Here is an 18,774-nt window from a genome sequence, read left to right as displayed (position 1 = left end):
TGTCAGCCCCGGTCGCGGTCACTTTCGGTGGTGTTGCCGGGCCCAGCGGGCGGCGGGCCGGTCACGCCGGGCATGGTTTCGGCCGCGGGATCGTCCCGGACGACCGGGTTCGGCGCGGTCGACTCGGAGTCCGAGTGCGGCTGCTCGCCCTGCCTGCCCCGGCGGGCGCGCAACCGGCGCAGGATCCGCCGGGCCGAGAGCACGACCAGCAGCGCGCTGGCGATCGCGGTGAATCCCACGGTGAACGGGTCGTAGGCGTAGGACTGCAGCTGCAGCCGCTTCGCGGGCCCGAGTTCGGTGCCGGACTCGGTGGTCACGTCCACGTCGACGGTGAACTGGCCCGCCCGGTGCACCTCGGTCTCCAGCCGGAAGTGCCTGCGGCCCTGCGCGGGCACCCGGATCACGCCGAGGTCCTTCGTCTTGATCCCGGCCGTGTCGGGGATGCGCAGCACCACCGAGACCGTCACCGGCAGGTCGTTGGTGACCGTCATCGGAATCGGCGCGTTCGAGGCGGTCAGCGTGATCTTCCCGGAGAACTCGTCCAGCCGGACCCGCGAGAGCACCCCGCCCAGCGTGTCCGAGGCGACCCGGACCCAGTGCCGGGCGGTGTCCGGATCACCGCGCCACGCGCTGGAAGCCCCGCGCAGCAGCCCGTTGCGCAGCGGGTTCGTCAGCGCGGCCGGTTCCAGGTTGGCCGCGGGGTCCCGGCTGCTGGAGCGGAACAGGTCGCCGACCTTGTAGTTCTGCCGCGCGAGCTGGTCCAGCACCGGCTGCGGGATCTCCTCCCCCGCGTGTTCCGGCGGGTAGGCCAACCGCGCTTCGGGAGGCGGCGTGGCGGCCTGCTGCGCCTGCCCGCCGTCCTGCGGCAACCCGGTCGGTCGCACGTACCCGGCGCCGGTGAGCTGTTCCATGCCCTGCAGCAGCGAACGCAGGTCCGAGCCGCTGAGGTTCCAGCGACGTGGCGGCGCCAGCACCGAAGTCGCCCCGTCCTGGTAGCCGCCGGTCGCGCGGAACGCCATCGCACCGAGCGCGTTCTGCGCGCTCAACGCCCCGCTGTCCGGCGGGGACAGCGCGGTCGACTCCTGCGGCGTGCCGTGCAGCGGGTCCAGCGCTTCGGACAGCAGCGGGTCGACCGGCACCGCGGTCGGTGAGCCTTTGGCGCGCAGCCGCACCGGCTCCAGCGAGCCATCGGGCGTGGACAGCGACGAGGGCTCCATGAGCATCGTGTCGATGCCGAAGCGGCTGAGTTCGCTGGCGGCGGGCTCGTCGAGCGCGCCTTCGATCGGCCACAGCACGTTGCGCTGCGGTTCCTGGCGCAGCGTCTGGCGCACGACCAGCGCGCCGTCCAGCGCGCCCTGGATCAGGTCCGGCAGCCCGGCCCGGCCCAGCGCCACCACGTCGGAGTCGGCGTAGGGCAGCGAGATCACGCAACGGCCTTCGGTGGCCTGCCGCAACTTGTTCATCCACAGCTGCGCCGACGCCGCCCCGGTGCCTTCGATGAGCCCGCCGTCGGGCTGGCGCACCTGGTAACCGCCCTGCATGGCGTTCACCGTCGCCAGCAGGTCCGGGTCGACGGCGAAGCACAGGCCGTTGCCCAGCGGGGACCCCGGTCCTGCGTTTTCCACCACGGACTGCACGAGGTCGTAGAGCCGGCCGCCAGGGGTGAGCGAACTGGCCAGCGAGTCGTCGGCGAGCACCGGACGCTGCCCCTGGGTGCCCTCCCGCTGCATCCGCGGGTAGTCGACGATCGGCACCAGCATCGTCATCGGCGTGGGCTGCGGAGGTTTCGCGGGCGGCGCGCCGGGCGTGTTGAGCACCGGCAGCAGGAAGCTCGCCTCACCGACCCGCGCCCGGCCGCCGTCGTCGGGTTTGCCGTTGACGTTGACCAGCAGCGGGAACGTCCCGGGCTGGTCGATCTGCAGCGACTGCGGACCGCCGTTGATCGGGATGCGCAGCTCGAACGGCGCCTGCTGCCCCGGCGCGAGGCTGCCCACCTGCGGTTGGAACTCGGGGCCCGTGACGGTCGAGGCGTTTCCGCGCACCGCGTCCTGGGTGGCCGGAACGGTGGAGGTCGGGGCGCCGCGCTGCACGCGGGCCTCGATGTCGTGCAGAGTGCGGCCGGAGGTGTTGGTCAGCCGCCCGCTGATCGTCACTTCGCCCGGTCCGGATACCACCGACGGAGTGACCTTGGTCACTTCGAGCTGGGCCAGCGACGAGTCCTGCGCATTCGCCGTGCCTGCCGAGGTGATCGGGATCCCGCCGATCAGCAGGACCGCCACCACGACGGCTACCAGACACCTCAACCCGGCTCCGTTCCCGTGCTCCGCGGCCGGTTCCCGGTCCCCGGCCTTGGCGCGCCGCCCGGGTCGGCCCCGTCCAGCAGCGCGACCGCGTGCCGCACCAGCCGCCGTTCGTCGGCGTAGGCCAGCACGCCGTCCAGTTCACCTAGCGGCACCCAAGCCACCTCGGTGACCTCCACGTCTTCGTCGGAAAGCTCTCCGCCGACCGCATCCAGCAGGAAGTGGTGCACCGTCTTGTGCACCCGCCGGTTGCCAGCGACGAACCAGTAGTCGATCGTGCCGATCGCCACCGTCACCCGTCCGATGATCCCGGTCTCTTCCGCGACCTCGCGCACCGCGGTCTGTTCCGGCCTCTCACCAGGCTCGATGTGGCCCTTCGGCAGCGACCACAGCAGTCGTCCCCTGCGGTCGGTCCGCCCGATGATCGCAGCGAGGCGTTCGGCGTCGTCGACCACCAGCCCCCCGGCCGAGGTCTCGTCCACGGTCCGCAGCCGCTTGCGGCGGCGCCGGTTGCGACGCCCCGGCTGCGGACCGCCGGAGCGGTGGGGCGACGGGGGCATGGCGCCGATGGTAATGCGATCAGCTGCGGGTCCGGGCCTCGTAGCGCGGCCTGCCGCCGCCTGCTGATCACCGGTTGAGCAGCCGATACCCTCGTGTCGTGGCCCCTTCGACCCGTGACGCCTCCGACGAGACCGACCTGCGCTCCCGTGAGCGGGAGGCGCAACGCAACGCCGTGGTCGAGCTCGTGAAGGTGGCCCCGGTCGCGCAGGAACTGGCCGACCGGTTCGCCGCCGCGGGCCACCGCCTGTACCTGGTGGGCGGCAGCGTGCGCGACGCGCTGCTCGGGCGGCTGGGCACCGACCTGGACTTCACCACCGAGGCACGCCCGGACCGGGTCCGCGAGCTGCTGGACGGCTGGGCGGAGACCGTCTGGGACACCGGGATCGACTTCGGCACCCTCGGCGCCTACAAGCGCGGCACCACCGTGGAGATCACCACGTTCCGCGCGGACAGCTACGACCGGGTGAGCCGGAACCCGCAGGTCGACTTCGGCGACTCCATCGAGGGCGACGTGCTGCGCCGCGACTTCACCGTGAACGCCATGGCGATCGAGCTGGGTTCGCGCGAGTTCGTCGACCTGCACGGCGGTCTGGAGGACGTGGCGCGGCGCCGGCTGGACACGCCTGCGACTCCGCAGGAGTCGTTCGCCGACGACCCGCTGCGGATGCTGCGGGCCGCGCGGTTCGCCGCCCAGCTCGGTTTCGAGCCCGCGCCGCGGGTGGTCGAGGCGATGCGCGGCATGGCGGAGCAGATCGCCCGGATCACTCCGGAGCGGGTGCAGGCGGAGCTGTCGAAGCTGCTGTGCGGCCGGTACCCGCGCGAGGGCGTGCAGCTGCTGGTGCACACCGGGCTGGCCGAGCACGTCCTGCCCGAGGTGCCCGCGATGCGGCTGGAGATCGACGAGCACCACCAGCACAAGGACGTCTACGAGCACTCGCTGGTGGTCCTGCAGCAGGCGATCGACCTGGAGCGGGCCGCCGACCCGGACGGCGAGCCGGACCTGGTGCTGCGGCTGGCGGCGCTGCTGCACGACATCGGCAAGCCGGACACGCGGCGGTTCGAGCCGGGCGGCGGGGTGAGCTTCCACCACCACGAGGTGGTCGGCGCGAAGATGACGCGCAAGCGGCTGCGCGCGCTGCGCTACTCCAAGGAGATCGTGCACGACGTGTCCGACCTGGTGTACCTGCACCTGCGGTTCCACGGTTACGGCGAGGGGAACTGGACGGACTCCGCGGTGCGCCGCTACGTCACCGACGCCGGGCACTTGCTGCCGCGGCTGCACAAGCTGGTGCGCGCGGACTGCACCACCCGCAACCGGCGCAAGGCCAACGCGCTGCAGCGCTCCTACGACGACCTCGAGGAGCGGATCGCCCGGATCGCCGCCGAGGAGGACCTGGCGAAGGTCCGGCCGGACCTGGACGGCAACGAGATCATGCGGCTGCTCGGCGTCCCGCCGGGCCCGATCGTCGGCAAGGCGTGGAAGCACCTGAAGGACGTCCGGCTCGACCGCGGTCCGGTGGATCGCGCGGAGGCCGTCGCCGAGCTGTACCGGTGGGCGGCCGACCAGGGCATCGAGGTTCCCGGCGAGAGCTGATCCGTCGGTGCGCGGTCTCGCGCTGTACGGGTTCCGGCTTCTCCCCCAGTTTCCCTGCTCTGATCATCGCAGGTCAAAGCTTCATAATATTACTGAAGTGCAAATACTCAGGCGTTTCGGTGAACAATCAGCAGCGAAGGCTGACCATCGACTGCGGCCAACCGCATTCGTCGGGAGACGGACGCGCCGCGAACCGGCCACCTCTGCGATCATGCGGAGGTGGAATCTGACGCGGAGGTGGAGCCGGGGACGCTGCTGGTGGCTGCTCCGCAGCTACTCGATGAGAACTTCCGCCGCTCGGTGGTGTACGTGATCCACCACCGCGGCGAAGGCACCCTCGGCGTCATCCTGAACCGGCCCAGCGAGGTGGCGATCAGCGACGTGCTGCCGCATTGGGCACCGCACGCCAGCGAACCGCAGTCGCTGTTCGTCGGCGGACCGGTGGAACAGCGCACGGCGATCTGCCTGGCCGCCCTGCGCACCGGCGAGGACGTCGGGACTCTCGGCGGCGTGGTCGGCGTGCGCGGCCCGGTCGGCCTGGTCGACCTCGACGGAGATCCGGAGCAGCTGGTCCCGCGCACCCGCGGGCTGCGGTTCTTCGCCGGCTACGCGGGGTGGGAGGCGCGCCAGCTCGCCGGTGAGATCGAACGCGGTGACTGGCTCGTGGTGCCCGCGCTGCCGGACGACGTCATCGCCGCACCCGGCGCGGACCTGTGGGGCCGGGTGCTGCGGCGGCAGCGCACTCCGGTGTCGTTCCTGGCCACGCACCCTGGCGATGTGAAGCTGAACTGACCCCGCTCAGCCGCAGCAGCCACCGGGGCAGCCGGTGCAGCCGCCGGCCGCGACCGGTTCGGGCAGGGCTTCCGCGGCCCGGTCGCCGAACACTCCGCCGATCACCATGAGCGCGAACGCGCCCGCGATGCCCAGCACGGCGACCAGCACGGCGCTGAACATCGTGCCCAGCAGCGGCTCCGAAACTCCGGCGAGCACTGCGATCGCGCCGCCTGCCAGCATCGCGGGCGCCGCCGCCCGGTTGCCGAGCTCGAAGGCTTCCTCGCTGCGCAGCGTCGCCGGCGTGCGAACCCCGACGTAGCGGTTCGGCGGGAGCTGGCTGCGCAGCCCGCGCCAGCCGATGAACAACAGCGCCGCCCCGAGCACCACGAGCAGCGCGGACAAGATCACCTGCACAGCTATCACCGGCCCAGCGTACGGCGGCCGCTCGCGGGTCATCCGCGCGCTACCCGGCTGGGGTTCACTGGGTCACATGATCGCAGCACGCTCGCCCGCAGCCCGTATTGCCGTCGCCCTCGCTGCCGGGCTGCTCTCCTCCGCCTGCGCGCAGCCGACGACCCCGCCGGAGGGCGTGCGCGTGCTCGGCGAGCGGACGTTGCCTTGGGGCACGACGTTCCAGAACACCACCGTGGGCGGATTGTCCGGGCTGGACTACGACGCCCGTTCCGGGCAGTGGGTGTTCATCAGCGATGATCGCTCGCAGCACCAGCCTTCCCGCACCTACACCGCGCAGATCGACGTGCGGGCGGACGGGCTCGGCGACTGGCGGCTCACCGGCACGCATCCGCTGCTGCGTCCGGACGGGAAGCCGTATCCGGAGGACGCGGTCGATCCGGAGGAGGTCCGCTTCGATCCGCGGTCGCACGAGCTGCGGTGGACCGCCGAAGGTGATCGCGACCGGCCGGCCGACCCGTCGATCCGTTCGGCGGCGCCCGACGGCGGGTTCCGCGGCGAGCTCCCGCTGCCGCCGAACCTGGCGATGCGCCCCGGCAGCGGTCCGCGGGACAACGAGTCGCTGGAGTCGCTGACCTTCGCCGCCGGCGGATCGCTGCTGATCAGCGCGGTGGAGTCGACGCTGCTGCAGGACGGCGAACCACCGGATCCGGAACGCGGCGCGCTCAGCCGGGTCACCGTGCAGGACCGGGCAGGCCGGGTGTCGGCGCAGCACGCCTACCCCGTCGACCCGGTCTTCGCCCGGGGCGGCGGTGACAACGGGATCGCGTCGATCCTCGCCGACGAGCGCGACCCGTCCCGATTGCTGGTGCTGGAGCGCGCCTACGTGCCGGGCGCGGGCAACTCGGTCCGCGTCTACGAGGCGGATCCGCGCGGAGCGACCGACGTGCGGCACCTCGGCTCCTTGCGCGGCACCGAGGTCGCGCCGATGCGCAAGCGGCTGCTCGCGGACCTCTCCGGCCTCGGGCTCAGCACCGTGGACAACGTCGAAGGGCTCGCCTGGGGACCGCGCCTGCCCACCGGCGAACACACCCTGGCCCTGGTCAGCGACAACAATTTCTCCCCAGCCCAGACGACCCAGCTGATCGCGCTCGCCGTGCGGTGAGGCCGGGTCGTCGCCGACGATCAGCCCGCCCGCCGGCGCCCCGGGCGGGCCTGCGGGAAACGCGTTGGCGGCGGGCGGCACACTAGGGGTGTGCGATCCGCGTGATGAGCAGGGAAGGAAGCACAGGCGATGAGCGGCCAGGCAGCAGGCGTGACGGGCGAGCCGACGGAGACCCCGGTGACGGGAGGCCCGGCGACGGGGGGCCCGAACGGGAGTGAGGAGGCGCCCCGGTTCCGCTACACGGCGGAGATCGCGGCCGAGGTCGAACAGCGCTGGCAGCGGCGCTGGGAGGAGCTCGGCACCTTCCACGCCCCGAACCCGGTCGGCAAGCTGCGCGCCGAATCGGCCGACGACCCGGCAGGCGGCGACCCGGAATCCGCCGAGAAGCTGTTCATCCAGGACATGTTCCCGTACCCGTCGGGCTCCGGGCTGCACGTCGGACATCCGCTGGGCTTCATCGGCACCGACGTCTACGCCCGCTTCCACCGGATGCTGGGCCGCAACGTGCTGCACACGATGGGTTTCGACGCCTTCGGGCTGCCCGCCGAGCAGTACGCGGCGCAGACCGGCACGCACCCGCGCACCACGACCGAGCAGAACATCGAGCGGTACCTCAACCAGATCCGCAGGCTGGGGCTGGGCCACGACGAGCGCAGGCGGATCGCCACCACCGACATCGAGTTCTACAAGTGGACGCAGTGGATCTTCCTGCAGATCTTCAACGCCTGGTACGACACCGCCGCCGACGGCGGCCGCGGCCGGGCGCGGCCGATCGCCGAGCTGGAGGAGCAGTTCGCCGCCGGTGAGCGCGCCACCCCGGACGGCAGGGCGTGGACCGAGCTGTCCCGCACCGAGCAGCGCCGGCTGATCGACACCTACCGGCTGGCCTACCTGTCCGAGGCCCCGGTGAACTGGGCGCCCGGTCTGGGCACCGTCGTGGCGAACGAGGAGGTCACCGCGGACGGCCTGACCGAGCGCGGCAACTTCCCGGTGTTCCGCCGCAATCTGAAGCAGTGGATGATGCGGATCACCGCTTACGCCGACCGCCTGGTCGACGACCTGGACCGGCTGGACTGGCCGGACAAGGTCAAGAGCATGCAGCGGAACTGGATCGGCCGCTCGCACGGCGCGAACGTGACCTTCCGGCTGGACGGTTCCGCGGGCGAGGTGCAGGTGTTCACCACCCGCCCGGACACGTTGTTCGGCGTGACCTACCTGGTGCTGGCCCCGGAGCACCCGCTGGTCGACGAGCTGACCACCACCGAGTGGCCCGCGGGCACCCACGAGGTGTGGACCGGCGGCGCGGCGACGCCCGCCGAAGCGGTCGCCGACTACCGGCGCACCGCTTCGATGAAGTCCGACCTGGACCGCCAGGAGAACAAGGACAAGACCGGCGTGTTCACCGGTGCGTGGGCGACGAACCCGGTCAACGGCGCCCAGATCCCGGTGTTCGTGGCGGACTACGTGCTGATGGGCTACGGCACCGGCGCGATCATGGCGGTGCCCGGTGAGGACCTCCGCGACTGGGACTTCGCGCACGTCTTCGAGCTGCCGGTGGTGCGCACCGTGCAGCCCTCCGCCGAGCACCCGGGCGGCGCCTACACCGGTGACGGGCCGCGGATCAACTCCGCGAATCCGCAAGCCGGTCTGGACCTGAACGGGCTGGGCCTGGAGGACGCCAAGAGCACCGTCACCGAGTGGCTCGAGCAGCGCGGGCACGGCGCGGGGACCGTGGAGTACAAGCTGCGCGACTGGCTGTTCGCGCGGCAGCGCTACTGGGGCGAGCCGTTCCCGATCGTCTACGACGAAGACGGCGTGCCGCTGGGCGTGCCGGACGGCGAACTGCCGGTGGTGCTGCCGGAGGTCGCGGACTACTCGCCGCGCACCTTCGACCCGGAGGACGCCGACAGCCGCCCGGAGCCGCCGCTGGCCAAGGCCACCGACTGGGCCGAGGTCGAGCTGGACCTGGGCGACGGGCTCAAGCACTACAGCCGGGACACCAACGTGATGCCGCAGTGGGCCGGTTCCTGCTGGTACCAGCTGCGCTACATCGACCCGGTCAACGACGAGGCGTTCGTCGACCCGGTCAACGAGCGGTACTGGATGGGCCCGCGCCCGCAGCAGCACGGCGCGAGCGACCCGGGCGGGCTGGACCTGTACGTCGGCGGCGTGGAGCACGCGGTGCTGCACCTGCTGTACTCCCGGTTCTGGCACAAGGTGCTGTACGACCTGGGCTACGTGAGCTCGGAGGAGCCGTACCGGCGGCTGTACAACCAGGGCTACATCCAGGCGTTCGCCTTCACCGACTCGCGCGGCGTGTACGTGCCCGCCGAGGAGGTCGAGGAAAGCGGCGGCGAGTACTTCTTCCACGGCGAACCGGTCCGCCGCGAGTACGGGAAGATGGGCAAGAGCCTGAAGAACTCCGTGTCCCCGGACGAGATGGCCGACAGCTACGGCGCGGACACGCTGCGGCTCTACGAGATGGCGATGGGCCCGCTGGACACCTCGCGTCCGTGGGCGACCAAGGACGTCGTCGGCTCGCAACGGTTCCTGCAGCGGCTGTGGCGCAACGTCATCGACGAGCACACCGGGCAGCTGCGGGTCGCCGACGAGCGCCCGGACGAAGAGATGCTGCGTGCGCTGCACAAGACCATCGCGGGTGTCCGGGAGGACTTGGACGCGCTGCGGTTCAACACCGCGGTGGCGAAGCTGATCGAGCTGAACAACCGCGTCACCAAGACCTACTCGGCGCAGCAGCGCACGCCGCGGCAGGTCGTCGAGCCGCTGGTGCTGATGGTCGCCCCGCTGACCCCGCACCTGGCCGAGGAGCTGTGGGCGCGGCTGGGCCACGACACCAGCCTGGCGCACGGCCCGTTCCCGGTGGCGGATCCCGAGTACCTGGTCGAGGACACCGCGGAGTACCCGATCCAGATCAACGGCAAGGTGCGCTCCCGGGTGGTCGTGCCCGCAGCGGCCGAGCAGGACGAGGTGCGTGCGGCGGCGCTGGCGGACGAGAAGGTGGTGGCCGCGCTGGAGGGCAACGAGCCGCGCAAGGTCATCGTCGTGCCCGGCAAGCTGGTCAACGTGGTGGCCTGAGCCGCCCTGCGGCGAACGGCCCGCTCCGCGCGAGCGGGCCGTTTTCGCGTCGCACCGGTTCCGGAACGGGTAGGCCGAGGTGGCGAGGCAGGTCACGTAGCGCTGGTTACTCACGAGTAACTACGCTCGGCGGCGACGGAACTCCAAGTGCGGAGGCTGGCATGGACATCCCGAGGACACCGGCCGGATTCGACGCGGGTGAGCTGGCGGCCCTGCTGGACGGGCGCTGGGCTGACGTCCGCGCGCAGGTCCGCAGCGCGCTGGAGGGCACCGAGCTGCCACCCGGCGATCACCTGGACACCGAGGCGCACCGCGCGCTGACCCTGGAGCAGCTGCACCTGCTGGTCAAAAGCGGCATCCCGGAGATCGGCTTCCCGGTCGCGCAAGGCGGGCAGGGCGACACCGGCGGTTCGGTGGTGTCCCTGGAGATGCTGGCCGGGAACCTCTCGCTGATGGTCAAGTCCGGGGTCCAGTGGGGCCTGTTCGGCGGTGCGGTGCAGGCGCTGGGCACCGAACGGCACCACGAGCGCTACCTGCCGTCGATCATCAACCTGGACCTGCCGGGCTGCTTCGCGATGACCGAGACCGGGCACGGCTCGGACGTGCAGCGCCTGCGCAGCACCGCCGCCTACGACCCGGCGACCGAAGAGTTCGTCGTGCACACCCCGCACGAGTCGGCGCGCAAGGAGTACATCGGCAACGCCGCCCGCGACGGCCGGATGGCGGTGGTGTTCGCCCAGCTGTTCACCGGTGGTCATGGGCACGGCGTGCACGCGTTCATGGTTCCGATCCGCGACTCCGCGGGTGCGGTCCTGCCCGGCGTGCACATCGAGGACTGCGGCCGCAAGGCCGGGCTCAACGGCGTGGACAACGGGCGCATCACCTTCGACAACGTGCGAGTCCCGCGCGAAGCGCTGCTCAACCGCTACGGCGACGTGGCCGCGGACGGCACCTACAGCAGTCCGATCGACAGCACCGGCAAGCGGTTCTTCACCATGCTGGGCACGCTGATCCGCGGCCGGATCTCGGTGGCGGGCACGGCGGGCAGCGCCACGAAGCTGGCCCTGGAGATCGCGCTGCGCTACGGCTCGGCGCGCAGGCAGTTCGACCGGCCCGGCACCGACGAGGAAACCGTCGTGCTGGACTACCTAGGGCACCAGCGCAAGCTGCTGCCCGCGCTGGCGAAGACGTTCGCGCTGCACTTCGCGCAGGAACAGCTGGTATCGACGCTGCACGAGGTGCAGGGCTCCGGGGACGAACGCGCACAGCGGGAACTGGAGTCGCGCACCGCGGGGATCAAAGCCGTCACCACCTGGCACGCCACCCGGACCATCCAGATCGCCCGCGAGGCGTGCGGCGGCGCCGGCTACCTCGCGGAGAACCAGTTGCCGCAGCTCAAGGCGGACACCGACGTGTTCACGACCTTCGAGGGCGACAACACGGTGCTGCTGCAGCTGGTCGCCAAGGGCCTGCTGACGAACTACAAGGGCCAGTTCGACGAGCTCGGCACGATGGGGATGGCCAGGTTCGTCGCCGACCAGTTCGTGGGCGCGGTGATCGAACGCACGGCGGCGAAGTCGCTGGTGCAGCGCCTGGTCGACGCCGCGGTGCCGGACGACGAGGAGGCGGTGTTCGAGCGCGGCTGGCAGGTGAAGCTGTTCGACGACCGCGAGCGGCACGTGCTCGACGGCCTCGCCCGCCGCCTGCGGCGCGCCACCGGCGGTTCCGCGGACCCGTTCGAGGTGTTCAACGACGCGCAGGACCACGTGCTGCGCGCGGCGCGGGTGCACATCGACCGGGTCGTGCTCGAGGCGTTCGTCGCCGGTGTCGAGCGCTGCCAGGATCCGGACACCGCGCTGGTGCTGGAGCGCCTGTGCGATCTGTACGTGCTGTCCACGGTCGAGGAGGACCGGGGCTGGTTCCTGGAGCACGAGCGGATCACCCCGCGGCGGGCGAAGGCCGTGACCGAGGCGGTGAACGGGTTGTGCCAGGCGTTGCGCCCGCACGCGGTGGACTTGGTGGCGGCGTTCGGCCTGCCGCGCCAGTGGCTCACCGCGCCGATCGCGACCGGTGCGGAGCAGCAGCGCCAGGAGGTCCAGCGGGAGCACGACCGCCGGGACGACTGATCCGCATTCTGCCGGGCGGCCCGCTCGTGGCGATTCGCCGACGGGCGGGCCGCGCTTTTTTGGCGCGACCCCGAACTGATCCGGAATTGTTCGGCAAGGCGTGCGAAACCGGCCGTTTTTGCGGAACCATATCTTTCCGGTATGGCGCTGTGCAGGAATAATGGAAGATCGACGAATTCGAAACGATATGGACCGAATACTCACCGTCGCTTGATCTGTGCCGATATGCACACATGGCGGAAACTGCTTCATGCGAATGGGTAGTTTCTCGCCGCATGGCACGGACCAATTTTAAACGCACTGTAATCGCATCCGGACTCGTAGCCGCGGCGCTCGGTGCGGGCGCCGCCATGCCCGCGCAGGCGCTCGCCGCCGACGCCGGGCAGCAGAACCGCGTCGTCGAACTCGTCAACCAGCAGCGCGCCGGTGCCGGCTGCGGACCGGTGAAGGTCGACAAGCGGCTCACCCAAGCGGCCAACGGGCACAGCTCCGACATGGCCAACCGGAACTACTTCTCGCACGACACCCCGGAAGGCGTGTCGTTCGACAAGCGGATCAAGAACGCGGGCTACCCGTCCCCGGGCGCGGAGAACATCGCCGCCGGCCAGAGCAGCCCCGAGCAGGTGATGAACGCCTGGATGAAATCGCCAGGGCACAAGAAGAACATCCTGAACTGCAAGCTGAACAAGATCGGCGTCGGAGTCGAGACCAGCGGCTGGAACTGGACGCAGGACTTCGGCTACTGATCCCCCGGACCGCGACTCCGCTGCACGGGCGCAGCGAGCATCGCGGCCCGATCGGCGTGCGGCCAGGGCTCCCGGTTCGCCGAGGGGACCTGGCCGCACGTGTCATCCGGTGGTCAGCCCGAGCTCGTGGGCCAGCTCGTCGAGCAGCGACTCGTAGAGCCGGTCGGAGTGCGCCAACGTGAACGGGAACCGCCCGAACACCTCCAGCGCCACGTGCCCGTAGATCCGGACCCACCAGCGCAGCAGGAAGTAGACCGCGTCGGTGTCCTGCGCTTCCGCGGGCAGGTCGATCCCGTGCTGCGAGAACGCCTCGGCCAGCGCGAGCTGGTTCGGGGACAGTTCCGATTGCAGGCTCGCCGGTGCCGACTCGCGGTCCACCACGTGCGTGCTCTCGGCCATCAGCGGGCCGATGAGCCGCAGGAAGACCCCGGCGAACTGGTCCCGGGCGCCTTCCGGACCGGCGCCGTCCGCGCCGGGTTCCGCGGTCTCGTCCGCGCGGGTGGCGAAAACCAGCCCGAACTCTTTGGGATGCGCCAGCGCCCAGCGCCGAAAGCCGTGGCACACCGACCGCAGCTTCCCGTGGAAGTCGCGCTGGTCGATCTCGCGCAACCGCTCGCTCAGCTCGTCGACCAGGTCGCCGCAGATGTCCTCGCCGAGTTGGCGCAGGAGGTCTTCGCGCGAGTCGTAGTAGCGGTACAGCGCGGGTGCGGTGATGCCCAGCTCGCGGGCGATCGCGCGCAACGTGACCGCGTCCCGGCCCTGTTCGATGAGCAGCGTCCGGGCGTGCTGGCGGATCTCCATCTCGGTGGCAGCACGGATGCGTTCGCGCCGAGTGCCCTCGCTCATCTGACCGACTCCATGGCGTGTTCCGCCGGTGCCGCGCCGCGGGTTCGACCGCTGCGCAGCTCACCGATCGGACGGCGATCAATTACTTGCGGTGCACGTTATCGGTTCCGTTCCGGTCGCCACCACCGAACGCCGATCAGGAATATCGACTTGTCGGCATGTGTTGGCGCTGCCGAAGACGGCCGGTCGGTGGCCTCCGGGGCGGAAAGGTGTACTCGATGGACGCGGCAGGAACGAACGACCCAGCGGGAACGAACGACGCGGCGGCGCGGGAACTCGTCGTCTACACCAGGCCCGGCTGCCCGTTCTGCACATCGCTGCGGGCGGGCCTGCGCAAGCAGGGGGTGGCCTTCCGGGAGCTCGACATCTGGCAGGACGACGAAGCCAGGGCCGTCGTGCGGTCGATCGCGGACGGCAACGAGACGGTCCCGACGGTCGTGGTCGGTGAGTTCTCGGCGGTGAACCCGTCGGCGTCCGAGGTCGTCGCGGCGCTCGGCGAGCACGCGCCGGAGCTGCTGCCGGAGCAGAAGCCGGGTCCGGTGCAAGGCACGCTGAACGCGCTGGGCCTGCGGCGCAACGGCTGAGCAGCGCGGGCCGCGGCCGACCCGGTCGCGCAACCGCACGGGCCGGGATGAACCAGGGCCGGCCGCACGGGGGGCGTTGCGACCGGCACCTGGGGGTTGCGATCGTCGGTGGCGCGATACCGGCGAGCAGCAACTCATCCAGTTTGACGTTCAGCCTCCCCGCGAGGATGCATCTTCGTTCCCAACTACGCCCGAACGGGTGGAACCCGCGTCGGTGCGGGGTCACGACGCGATGCCCGCGCGGGCCTCTCTGCCGCCGATCAGCCGCGCGTACCGGGTGCCGCCCGCCAGCAGGATGAGCCCGGCGGCCAGGAACGCCAGCACTCGGGCCAGGCCGGACAGCGCGGCGAGGTCGAACAGCAGCAGTTTCGCCAGCGCGACGCCGACCAGCGCGAATCCCGCGACCCGCGGCGGCACCGAACCGATGCCGCGCAACAGCAGCAGGAAAGCCAGCACCATCCACGAGACGGTGATCAGCGCGTGCCCGGCCAGGAAGCCCGAGGTAGTCGGCAGCACCAGGAGGCTCGCGGTGAGCACGGCACCACCGCAGCCGTAGAGAAGTCCGACAGCTGCGAGCGTCAACGCTTGCGGAGTTCGCGGTAGCACGTTCATCCGGACCGCGGCCCAGGTAGTGGCGGTGGTAGCGCCGGCTATGAGCAAGAAGGCCGCCAGCCCGCCGAGCATCGCGGGCGTCAGCGCGCGGCCGTCGTCGAAGTACGGCTGAGCGGGGAAGCCGGTGAACAGGCTCGGCGGCACGTCGATCAGCAGCGCCAGCAGGGTTCCCGCCGAACCGAAAAGGGCGGCGCTCAGCAGCAGTCCCTTGCCGCGCAGCCGGAATGCCAGCATTGCCAGCAGCAGTGCTTCCGCGAGGACGCTGATCGAACGGGCCGAAGCGCCGGTGCACAGCACCGTCAGCTGGAACAGCAGCATGGCGCTCACCCCGCCTGCGACGACGCCGAACGCAGCGGGCAGTCGACCGACTCGGCCGGCGCACCACACCGCGAAGTACAGCGCGCCGAGCAGCGCGAGGAATCCGAACGCGGGCCAGCGTCCCAGCATCGGGGCGACCAGCGCGGTCGGTGCGGCGGCGCTGATCAGCAGCGCGATGCCGATCGGGTCCTTGCCGCGGCGGTGCGCAGTGGCGGCGGCGAGCGCGAGGCCGGTGACGGAGACGGCGAGGGCGGCCCACGCGGCCGTCCACGGCTCGCGGGCGCTCAGCGCGAGTCCGTCGCTGATCAGCGCGGCGAGGATCGCGGGGAAGGCGGAGGCGGCCGTGAGCCCGCGCCAGCCCCGGCGCAGCTGCACCGGCGTTGCGGCGATCTTGAGCACGACCAGGAATCCGGTCAGCAGCGCGGTAGCAGCCGGCACCGGCCCGAACAGCAGCGGTGCGCACAGCAACGGCGCGCACAACGCGCACCCGAGCACGACGCCGACCGCCAAGGCTTGCGAACGCCAGCGGTCGGCGAGCCAGAGCCCGGCCACCGACAGCGCCAGCGCGGCCCCCAGACCGGCCGGGGCAGGCAGGAAGCGGTAGAGCGCGGTGGCCGCGAGCACGTCCAGGTAAAGCGCGGCGATGCCGGTCGCGGCCAGCGAGAACGCGGCCGCGGGCGCGGAGCGGCGGCGCACCCACACGCCGCTGGCGAGCAGCGCGAGCCCGAGGCCGCCGCCGGCGGCGATCCGGCCGAGCGGGCCGATCCAGCCCTGCTGCACCGCCATCACCATCAGCAGCACGACGCCGAGCAGCGTGATCGCGGCTCCCGCCCATGCGAGCACGCGGGTGCCTTGGCGAGCGGTCCAGTTCGCGATCACGTCGAGCACCCCGGCGCGCTGCGGGACGGGATCGAGCGACGGCGCGCGGTTTTCGGGCAACCACTCGTCGGAGAACGCCCGGTCGTCAGCCCGTGCCGGTGCGTCGGCGAGGACGTGGTCGCCGGTGGGTCCGTCTTGGGCAGCGGATGCTGCGGGCAGCTGGTCCCCGGCGGGCGCTCGGTGCTCGGTCGATCCTTCGCCGCCGATTCGTCCCCGCTCCGCATCGGCCCCCTGATACGGGGCAGCCCCGGCCGCCTGAGCGGCCGGGGTCTGCGTCGGTTCGGCGAAGCTGGTGTCCACCGGTTCACCTGGTAGCGGTGCTGGTCCGGTGTCCACCGCTGCTGTCGGCGGCGGTAGCTTGTCCGGGACGGGTTGTCGTTGTTTCGGCGGATGCTCCGGTGGCGGCCCGGTGCGCTCCGGCTGGGTGTCTTGCCCGGTCATGTCGTTGCCTTCCCCAGTAGTGGCCTTCTCCCCAGGTTTCTCGGCGTCCGCACGGAGCTCGCGGAGCTGCGCTCCGAATTCGCCGAGTTCGCCGCCCAGGTCGGCGAAGATTCCCGCGAGTCGTTCGATCGGGTCGGCGAGCTTGCCGAGGTCCGGAGTCGGGCCTGCGACCATGTTCCGTGCCGTCTGCTGTGTTGCCATGAGCACACTCTGTCGGCCGAAGGGGTTCGCCGGGATCCGTACGGCTACTCATCGGTTACTCATCGGTCAGCGCAATCGCTGCTCCGTGCGGGTACGTAGCCGGTGCTCGCGGTGGCCGTCGTACCTGCGCGCATCCGGGCCGATCGGATGAGCGGTGCCTACGATCGAGGAGAGGCCGCAAGAGAAAGGTATGGTCTAGACCATGTCGTCGTTCAGTGGTGTCGGAGTCAGTTCCGGCCGCGCATCCGGCCCCGTCGCCAGGGTCGCCGAAGCCCTCCCCGAGCCTGCCGCCGCGCCGGCGCCAACCGATCCCGCCGCCGAGGCGCGACGCATCCGACCGGCCGCCGAAGCCGTCGCCGACCGGTTGTCCGAGCGGGCGGGAGCGGTCGGCGGCGAAGCCAAGGCGCTGCTGGAGACCACCGCGGCGATGGCGCTCGACCCGGCGCTGCTGTCCCAGGCCGAGCAACTGGTCACCGGCAACTCGCTGCCTGCGGCCCGTGCCGTGCACGAAGCCGCGAACGGCTTCGCCGAAGCGCTGCGCAGCGCGGGCGGCTACCTGGCCGAACGGGTCCGGGACATCCACGACGTGCGGGACCGGATCATCGCCGAACTGCTCGGTGCGACCCCGCCGGGCGTGCCGGACCTGGAACGCCCGAGCGTGCTGCTGGCCCGCGACCTGGCCCCGGCCGACACCGCCGACCTGGATCCGCGGCTGGTGCTCGCGCTGGTGACCGAAGAAGGCGGGCCGACCAGCCACACCGCGATCCTGGCGCGTTCGCTGGGCATCCCCGCGGTCGTCGCCGCCCGCGGGGTGCTCGCCGCGGCGCCGGTGGTCGGGGCGACCGTCGACGGCGACACCGGTGCCGTCGACACTTCGTCCGAGGCGGTGCGCACCCAGGCCGCGCAGCGGCCGACCGAGGTGAACTGGACCGGCACCGGCGGCACCTCGGACGGGCACAGCGTCTCGATCCTCGCCAACGTCGGCTCGGTCGCCGACGCGCACCTGGCGGTGGAGGCCGGAGCGCAAGGCGTCGGGCTGTTCCGCACCGAGTTCTGCTACCTCGCCACCGACGACGAACCCGACGTGCCCACCCAGCGCGCCGCCTACGCCGGCGTGCTCACGCCGTTCGCGGAACGGCCGGTCGTGGTGCGGACCCTGGACGCGGGCGCGGACAAGCCGCTGTCGTTCCTGGACATGGGCGTGGAGCCGAACCCCGCGCTGGGCGTTCGCGGGTTGCGGATCTGCTTCGAGCGGCCCGGCGTGCTGGACCGCCAGTTGGAAGCGATCGTCGCGGCCGCGGAGGAATCCGGCGCGCAGGTCGCGGTGATGGCCCCGATGGTCGCCACCGCCGACGAAGCCTCCTGGTTCGCCGAACGGGTGCGGGCCGCCGGGCTGGGCCGGGCCGGCGTGATGATCGAGGTGCCCGCAGCCGCGCTGGCCGCGCACGAGATCTTGGACGCGGTCGATTTCGTCAGCATCGGCACCAACGACCTCGCGCAGTACGTGTTCGCCGCCGACCGGATGTCCGGTGCGCTGGCGAGCCTCAACGACCCGTGGCAGCCGGCGTTGCTGCGGCTGATCGCGCAGGTCGGCCAGGCAGGCCAGAAGCTGGGCAAACCGGTCGGCGTGTGCGGCGAGGCGGCGGCCGACCCGCTGCTGGCCGGGGTGCTCACCGGCTTGGGAGTGACGAGCCTCTCGATGACCGCCGCTGCCGTGCCCGCCGTCGGCTCGGCGCTGGCCGCTCACCCGTTGGCCGCCTACCAGGTCGCGGCGGACGCGGCGCAGAACGCGCCGAGCGCGGCTCGCGCGCGGGAAGCCGCGGTGACTTCGCTGCAAGCTTGATTCCGCGATTCGCGTAATGCGCCGGGGTCCCGGCCGTCACATCCCGCGGGAGGGGGTTCCCGGCCGGATCCGCTAGCCGGATCCGGCCCGCCTGATCGGTGGTTCCGCGCCGATCGGCACCGCGGGCTCCGCCTGCCGGGTCGCGCTCCGCGCGGCCCGCTCGGTGGTGGCGCGATATCGGCGGAGCAGCGGACCGGGGTGGGGGCTCATGGCGCGCCCCCACCCCGGCCACCGGCCGCGCCCCGGCGGGGCAGTACCGGGACGCGACCGGCAGCGG

13 protein-coding genes are annotated in these 18,774 nt (G+C 71.6%); 8 read left to right on the top strand and 5 right to left on the bottom strand.

Annotated features, from left to right (window positions below; translation table 11 throughout):
• Positions 1–2: 2 nt before the first annotated feature.
• A complete protein-coding gene (locus tag INP57_RS00535) occupies positions 3–2,303 on the bottom strand; it encodes a DUF6049 family protein (RefSeq protein WP_200068019.1) in 2,301 nt (766 codons plus the stop codon).
• Entirely contained in the window at positions 2,300–2,860 is a 561-nt protein-coding gene (locus INP57_RS00530; RefSeq protein ID WP_200068018.1) for an NUDIX hydrolase, read from the bottom strand. Before INP57_RS00530 ends, INP57_RS00535 begins: the two co-directional genes overlap by 4 nt.
• 98 nt (positions 2,861–2,958) lie before the next feature.
• Between INP57_RS00530 and INP57_RS00525 the strand changes: the two genes are divergently transcribed.
• Both INP57_RS00525 and INP57_RS00520 read left to right on the top strand, forming a co-directional pair.
• Positions 2,959–4,455: a CCA tRNA nucleotidyltransferase gene (locus INP57_RS00525; RefSeq protein WP_200068017.1), complete on the top strand. Its 1,497-nt coding sequence runs from the start codon at positions 2,959–2,961 to the stop codon at positions 4,453–4,455.
• Positions 4,456–4,674: 219 nt separating this feature from the next.
• On the top strand, positions 4,675–5,247 hold the full coding sequence (locus INP57_RS00520; RefSeq protein WP_200068016.1) for a YqgE/AlgH family protein: 573 nt from the start codon (positions 4,675–4,677) through the stop codon (positions 5,245–5,247).
• A gap of 6 nt (positions 5,248–5,253) precedes the next feature.
• On the opposite strand, the gene INP57_RS00515 is transcribed toward INP57_RS00520, so the two are convergent.
• On the bottom strand, positions 5,254–5,652 hold the full coding sequence (locus INP57_RS00515) for an SdpI family protein (RefSeq protein WP_307849826.1): 399 nt from the start codon (positions 5,650–5,652) through the stop codon (positions 5,254–5,256).
• Positions 5,653–5,719: 67 nt separating this feature from the next.
• On the opposite strand from INP57_RS00515, the gene INP57_RS00510 reads away from it, so the two are divergent.
• The 4 genes from INP57_RS00510 (at position 5,720) to INP57_RS00495 (ending at position 12,773) form a co-directional block, all read left to right on the top strand.
• Positions 5,720–6,805 (top strand): esterase-like activity of phytase family protein, encoded by a 1,086-nt coding sequence (locus INP57_RS00510; RefSeq protein WP_200068014.1) that lies wholly within the window; start codon positions 5,720–5,722, stop codon positions 6,803–6,805.
• A 129-nt stretch (positions 6,806–6,934) separates the two neighbouring features.
• Positions 6,935–9,901 carry a leucine--tRNA ligase gene (leuS, locus tag INP57_RS00505; RefSeq protein ID WP_200068013.1) on the top strand — a complete coding sequence of 989 codons (2,967 nt, stop codon included), beginning with the start codon at positions 6,935–6,937 and terminating at the stop codon, positions 9,899–9,901.
• 161 nt (positions 9,902–10,062) lie between these two features.
• A complete protein-coding gene (locus INP57_RS00500) occupies positions 10,063–12,027 on the top strand; it encodes an acyl-CoA dehydrogenase family protein (protein ID WP_200068012.1) in 1,965 nt (654 codons plus the stop codon).
• Between the two features lie 275 nt (positions 12,028–12,302).
• Positions 12,303–12,773 (top strand): CAP domain-containing protein, encoded by a 471-nt coding sequence (locus tag INP57_RS00495; RefSeq protein ID WP_200068011.1) that lies wholly within the window; start codon positions 12,303–12,305, stop codon positions 12,771–12,773.
• Between the two features lie 102 nt (positions 12,774–12,875).
• Here INP57_RS00495 and INP57_RS00490 read toward each other — a convergent pair whose 3' ends face one another.
• Positions 12,876–13,619: a TetR/AcrR family transcriptional regulator gene (locus INP57_RS00490; protein ID WP_200068010.1), complete on the bottom strand. Its 744-nt coding sequence runs from the start codon at positions 13,617–13,619 to the stop codon at positions 12,876–12,878.
• 218 nt (positions 13,620–13,837) lie between these two features.
• On the opposite strand from INP57_RS00490, the gene INP57_RS00485 reads away from it, so the two are divergent.
• Complete coding sequence (locus INP57_RS00485) at positions 13,838–14,203, top strand: glutaredoxin family protein (RefSeq protein ID WP_200068009.1); 366 nt, start codon at positions 13,838–13,840, stop codon at positions 14,201–14,203.
• Positions 14,204–14,425: 222 nt separating this feature from the next.
• On the opposite strand, the gene INP57_RS00480 is transcribed toward INP57_RS00485, so the two are convergent.
• Complete coding sequence (locus INP57_RS00480) at positions 14,426–16,654, bottom strand: DUF2339 domain-containing protein (RefSeq protein ID WP_200068008.1); 2,229 nt, start codon at positions 16,652–16,654, stop codon at positions 14,426–14,428.
• A 202-nt stretch (positions 16,655–16,856) separates the two neighbouring features.
• Between INP57_RS00480 and ptsP the strand changes: the two genes are divergently transcribed.
• Complete coding sequence (gene ptsP / locus INP57_RS00475) at positions 16,857–18,497, top strand: phosphoenolpyruvate--protein phosphotransferase (RefSeq protein ID WP_200068007.1); 1,641 nt, start codon at positions 16,857–16,859, stop codon at positions 18,495–18,497.
• Positions 18,498–18,774: the final 277 nt, after the last annotated feature.

The organism is Saccharopolyspora galaxeae (genome assembly GCF_016526145.1).
GTDB classification, from domain to species: Bacteria; Actinomycetota; Actinomycetes; order Mycobacteriales; family Pseudonocardiaceae; genus Saccharopolyspora_C; species Saccharopolyspora_C galaxeae.
The sequence above is the reverse complement of the archived record's forward strand: the minus strand, read 5'-3'. Positions and strand labels throughout refer to the sequence as shown.

Bases quoted from the DNA above. Each gene is read 5' to 3' on its own strand.
- INP57_RS00495 (WP_200068011.1), top strand. From the start codon at position 12,303: ATGGCACGGACCAATTTTAAACGCACTGTAATCGCATCCGGACTCGTA.
- ptsP (WP_200068007.1), top strand. From the start codon at position 16,857: ATGTCGTCGTTCAGTGGTGTCGGAGTCAGTTCCGGCCGCGCATCCGGC.
- INP57_RS00490 (WP_200068010.1), bottom strand. From the start codon at position 13,619: ATGAGCGAGGGCACTCGGCGCGAACGCATCCGTGCTGCCACCGAGATG.
- INP57_RS00485 (WP_200068009.1), top strand. From the start codon at position 13,838: ATGGACGCGGCAGGAACGAACGACCCAGCGGGAACGAACGACGCGGCG.
- INP57_RS00500 (WP_200068012.1), top strand. From the start codon at position 10,063: ATGGACATCCCGAGGACACCGGCCGGATTCGACGCGGGTGAGCTGGCG.
- INP57_RS00480 (WP_200068008.1), bottom strand. From the start codon at position 16,654: ATGGCAACACAGCAGACGGCACGGAACATGGTCGCAGGCCCGACTCCG.
- INP57_RS00530 (WP_200068018.1), bottom strand. From the start codon at position 2,860: ATGCCCCCGTCGCCCCACCGCTCCGGCGGTCCGCAGCCGGGGCGTCGC.
- leuS (WP_200068013.1), top strand. From the start codon at position 6,935: ATGAGCGGCCAGGCAGCAGGCGTGACGGGCGAGCCGACGGAGACCCCG.
- INP57_RS00510 (WP_200068014.1), top strand. From the start codon at position 5,720: ATGATCGCAGCACGCTCGCCCGCAGCCCGTATTGCCGTCGCCCTCGCT.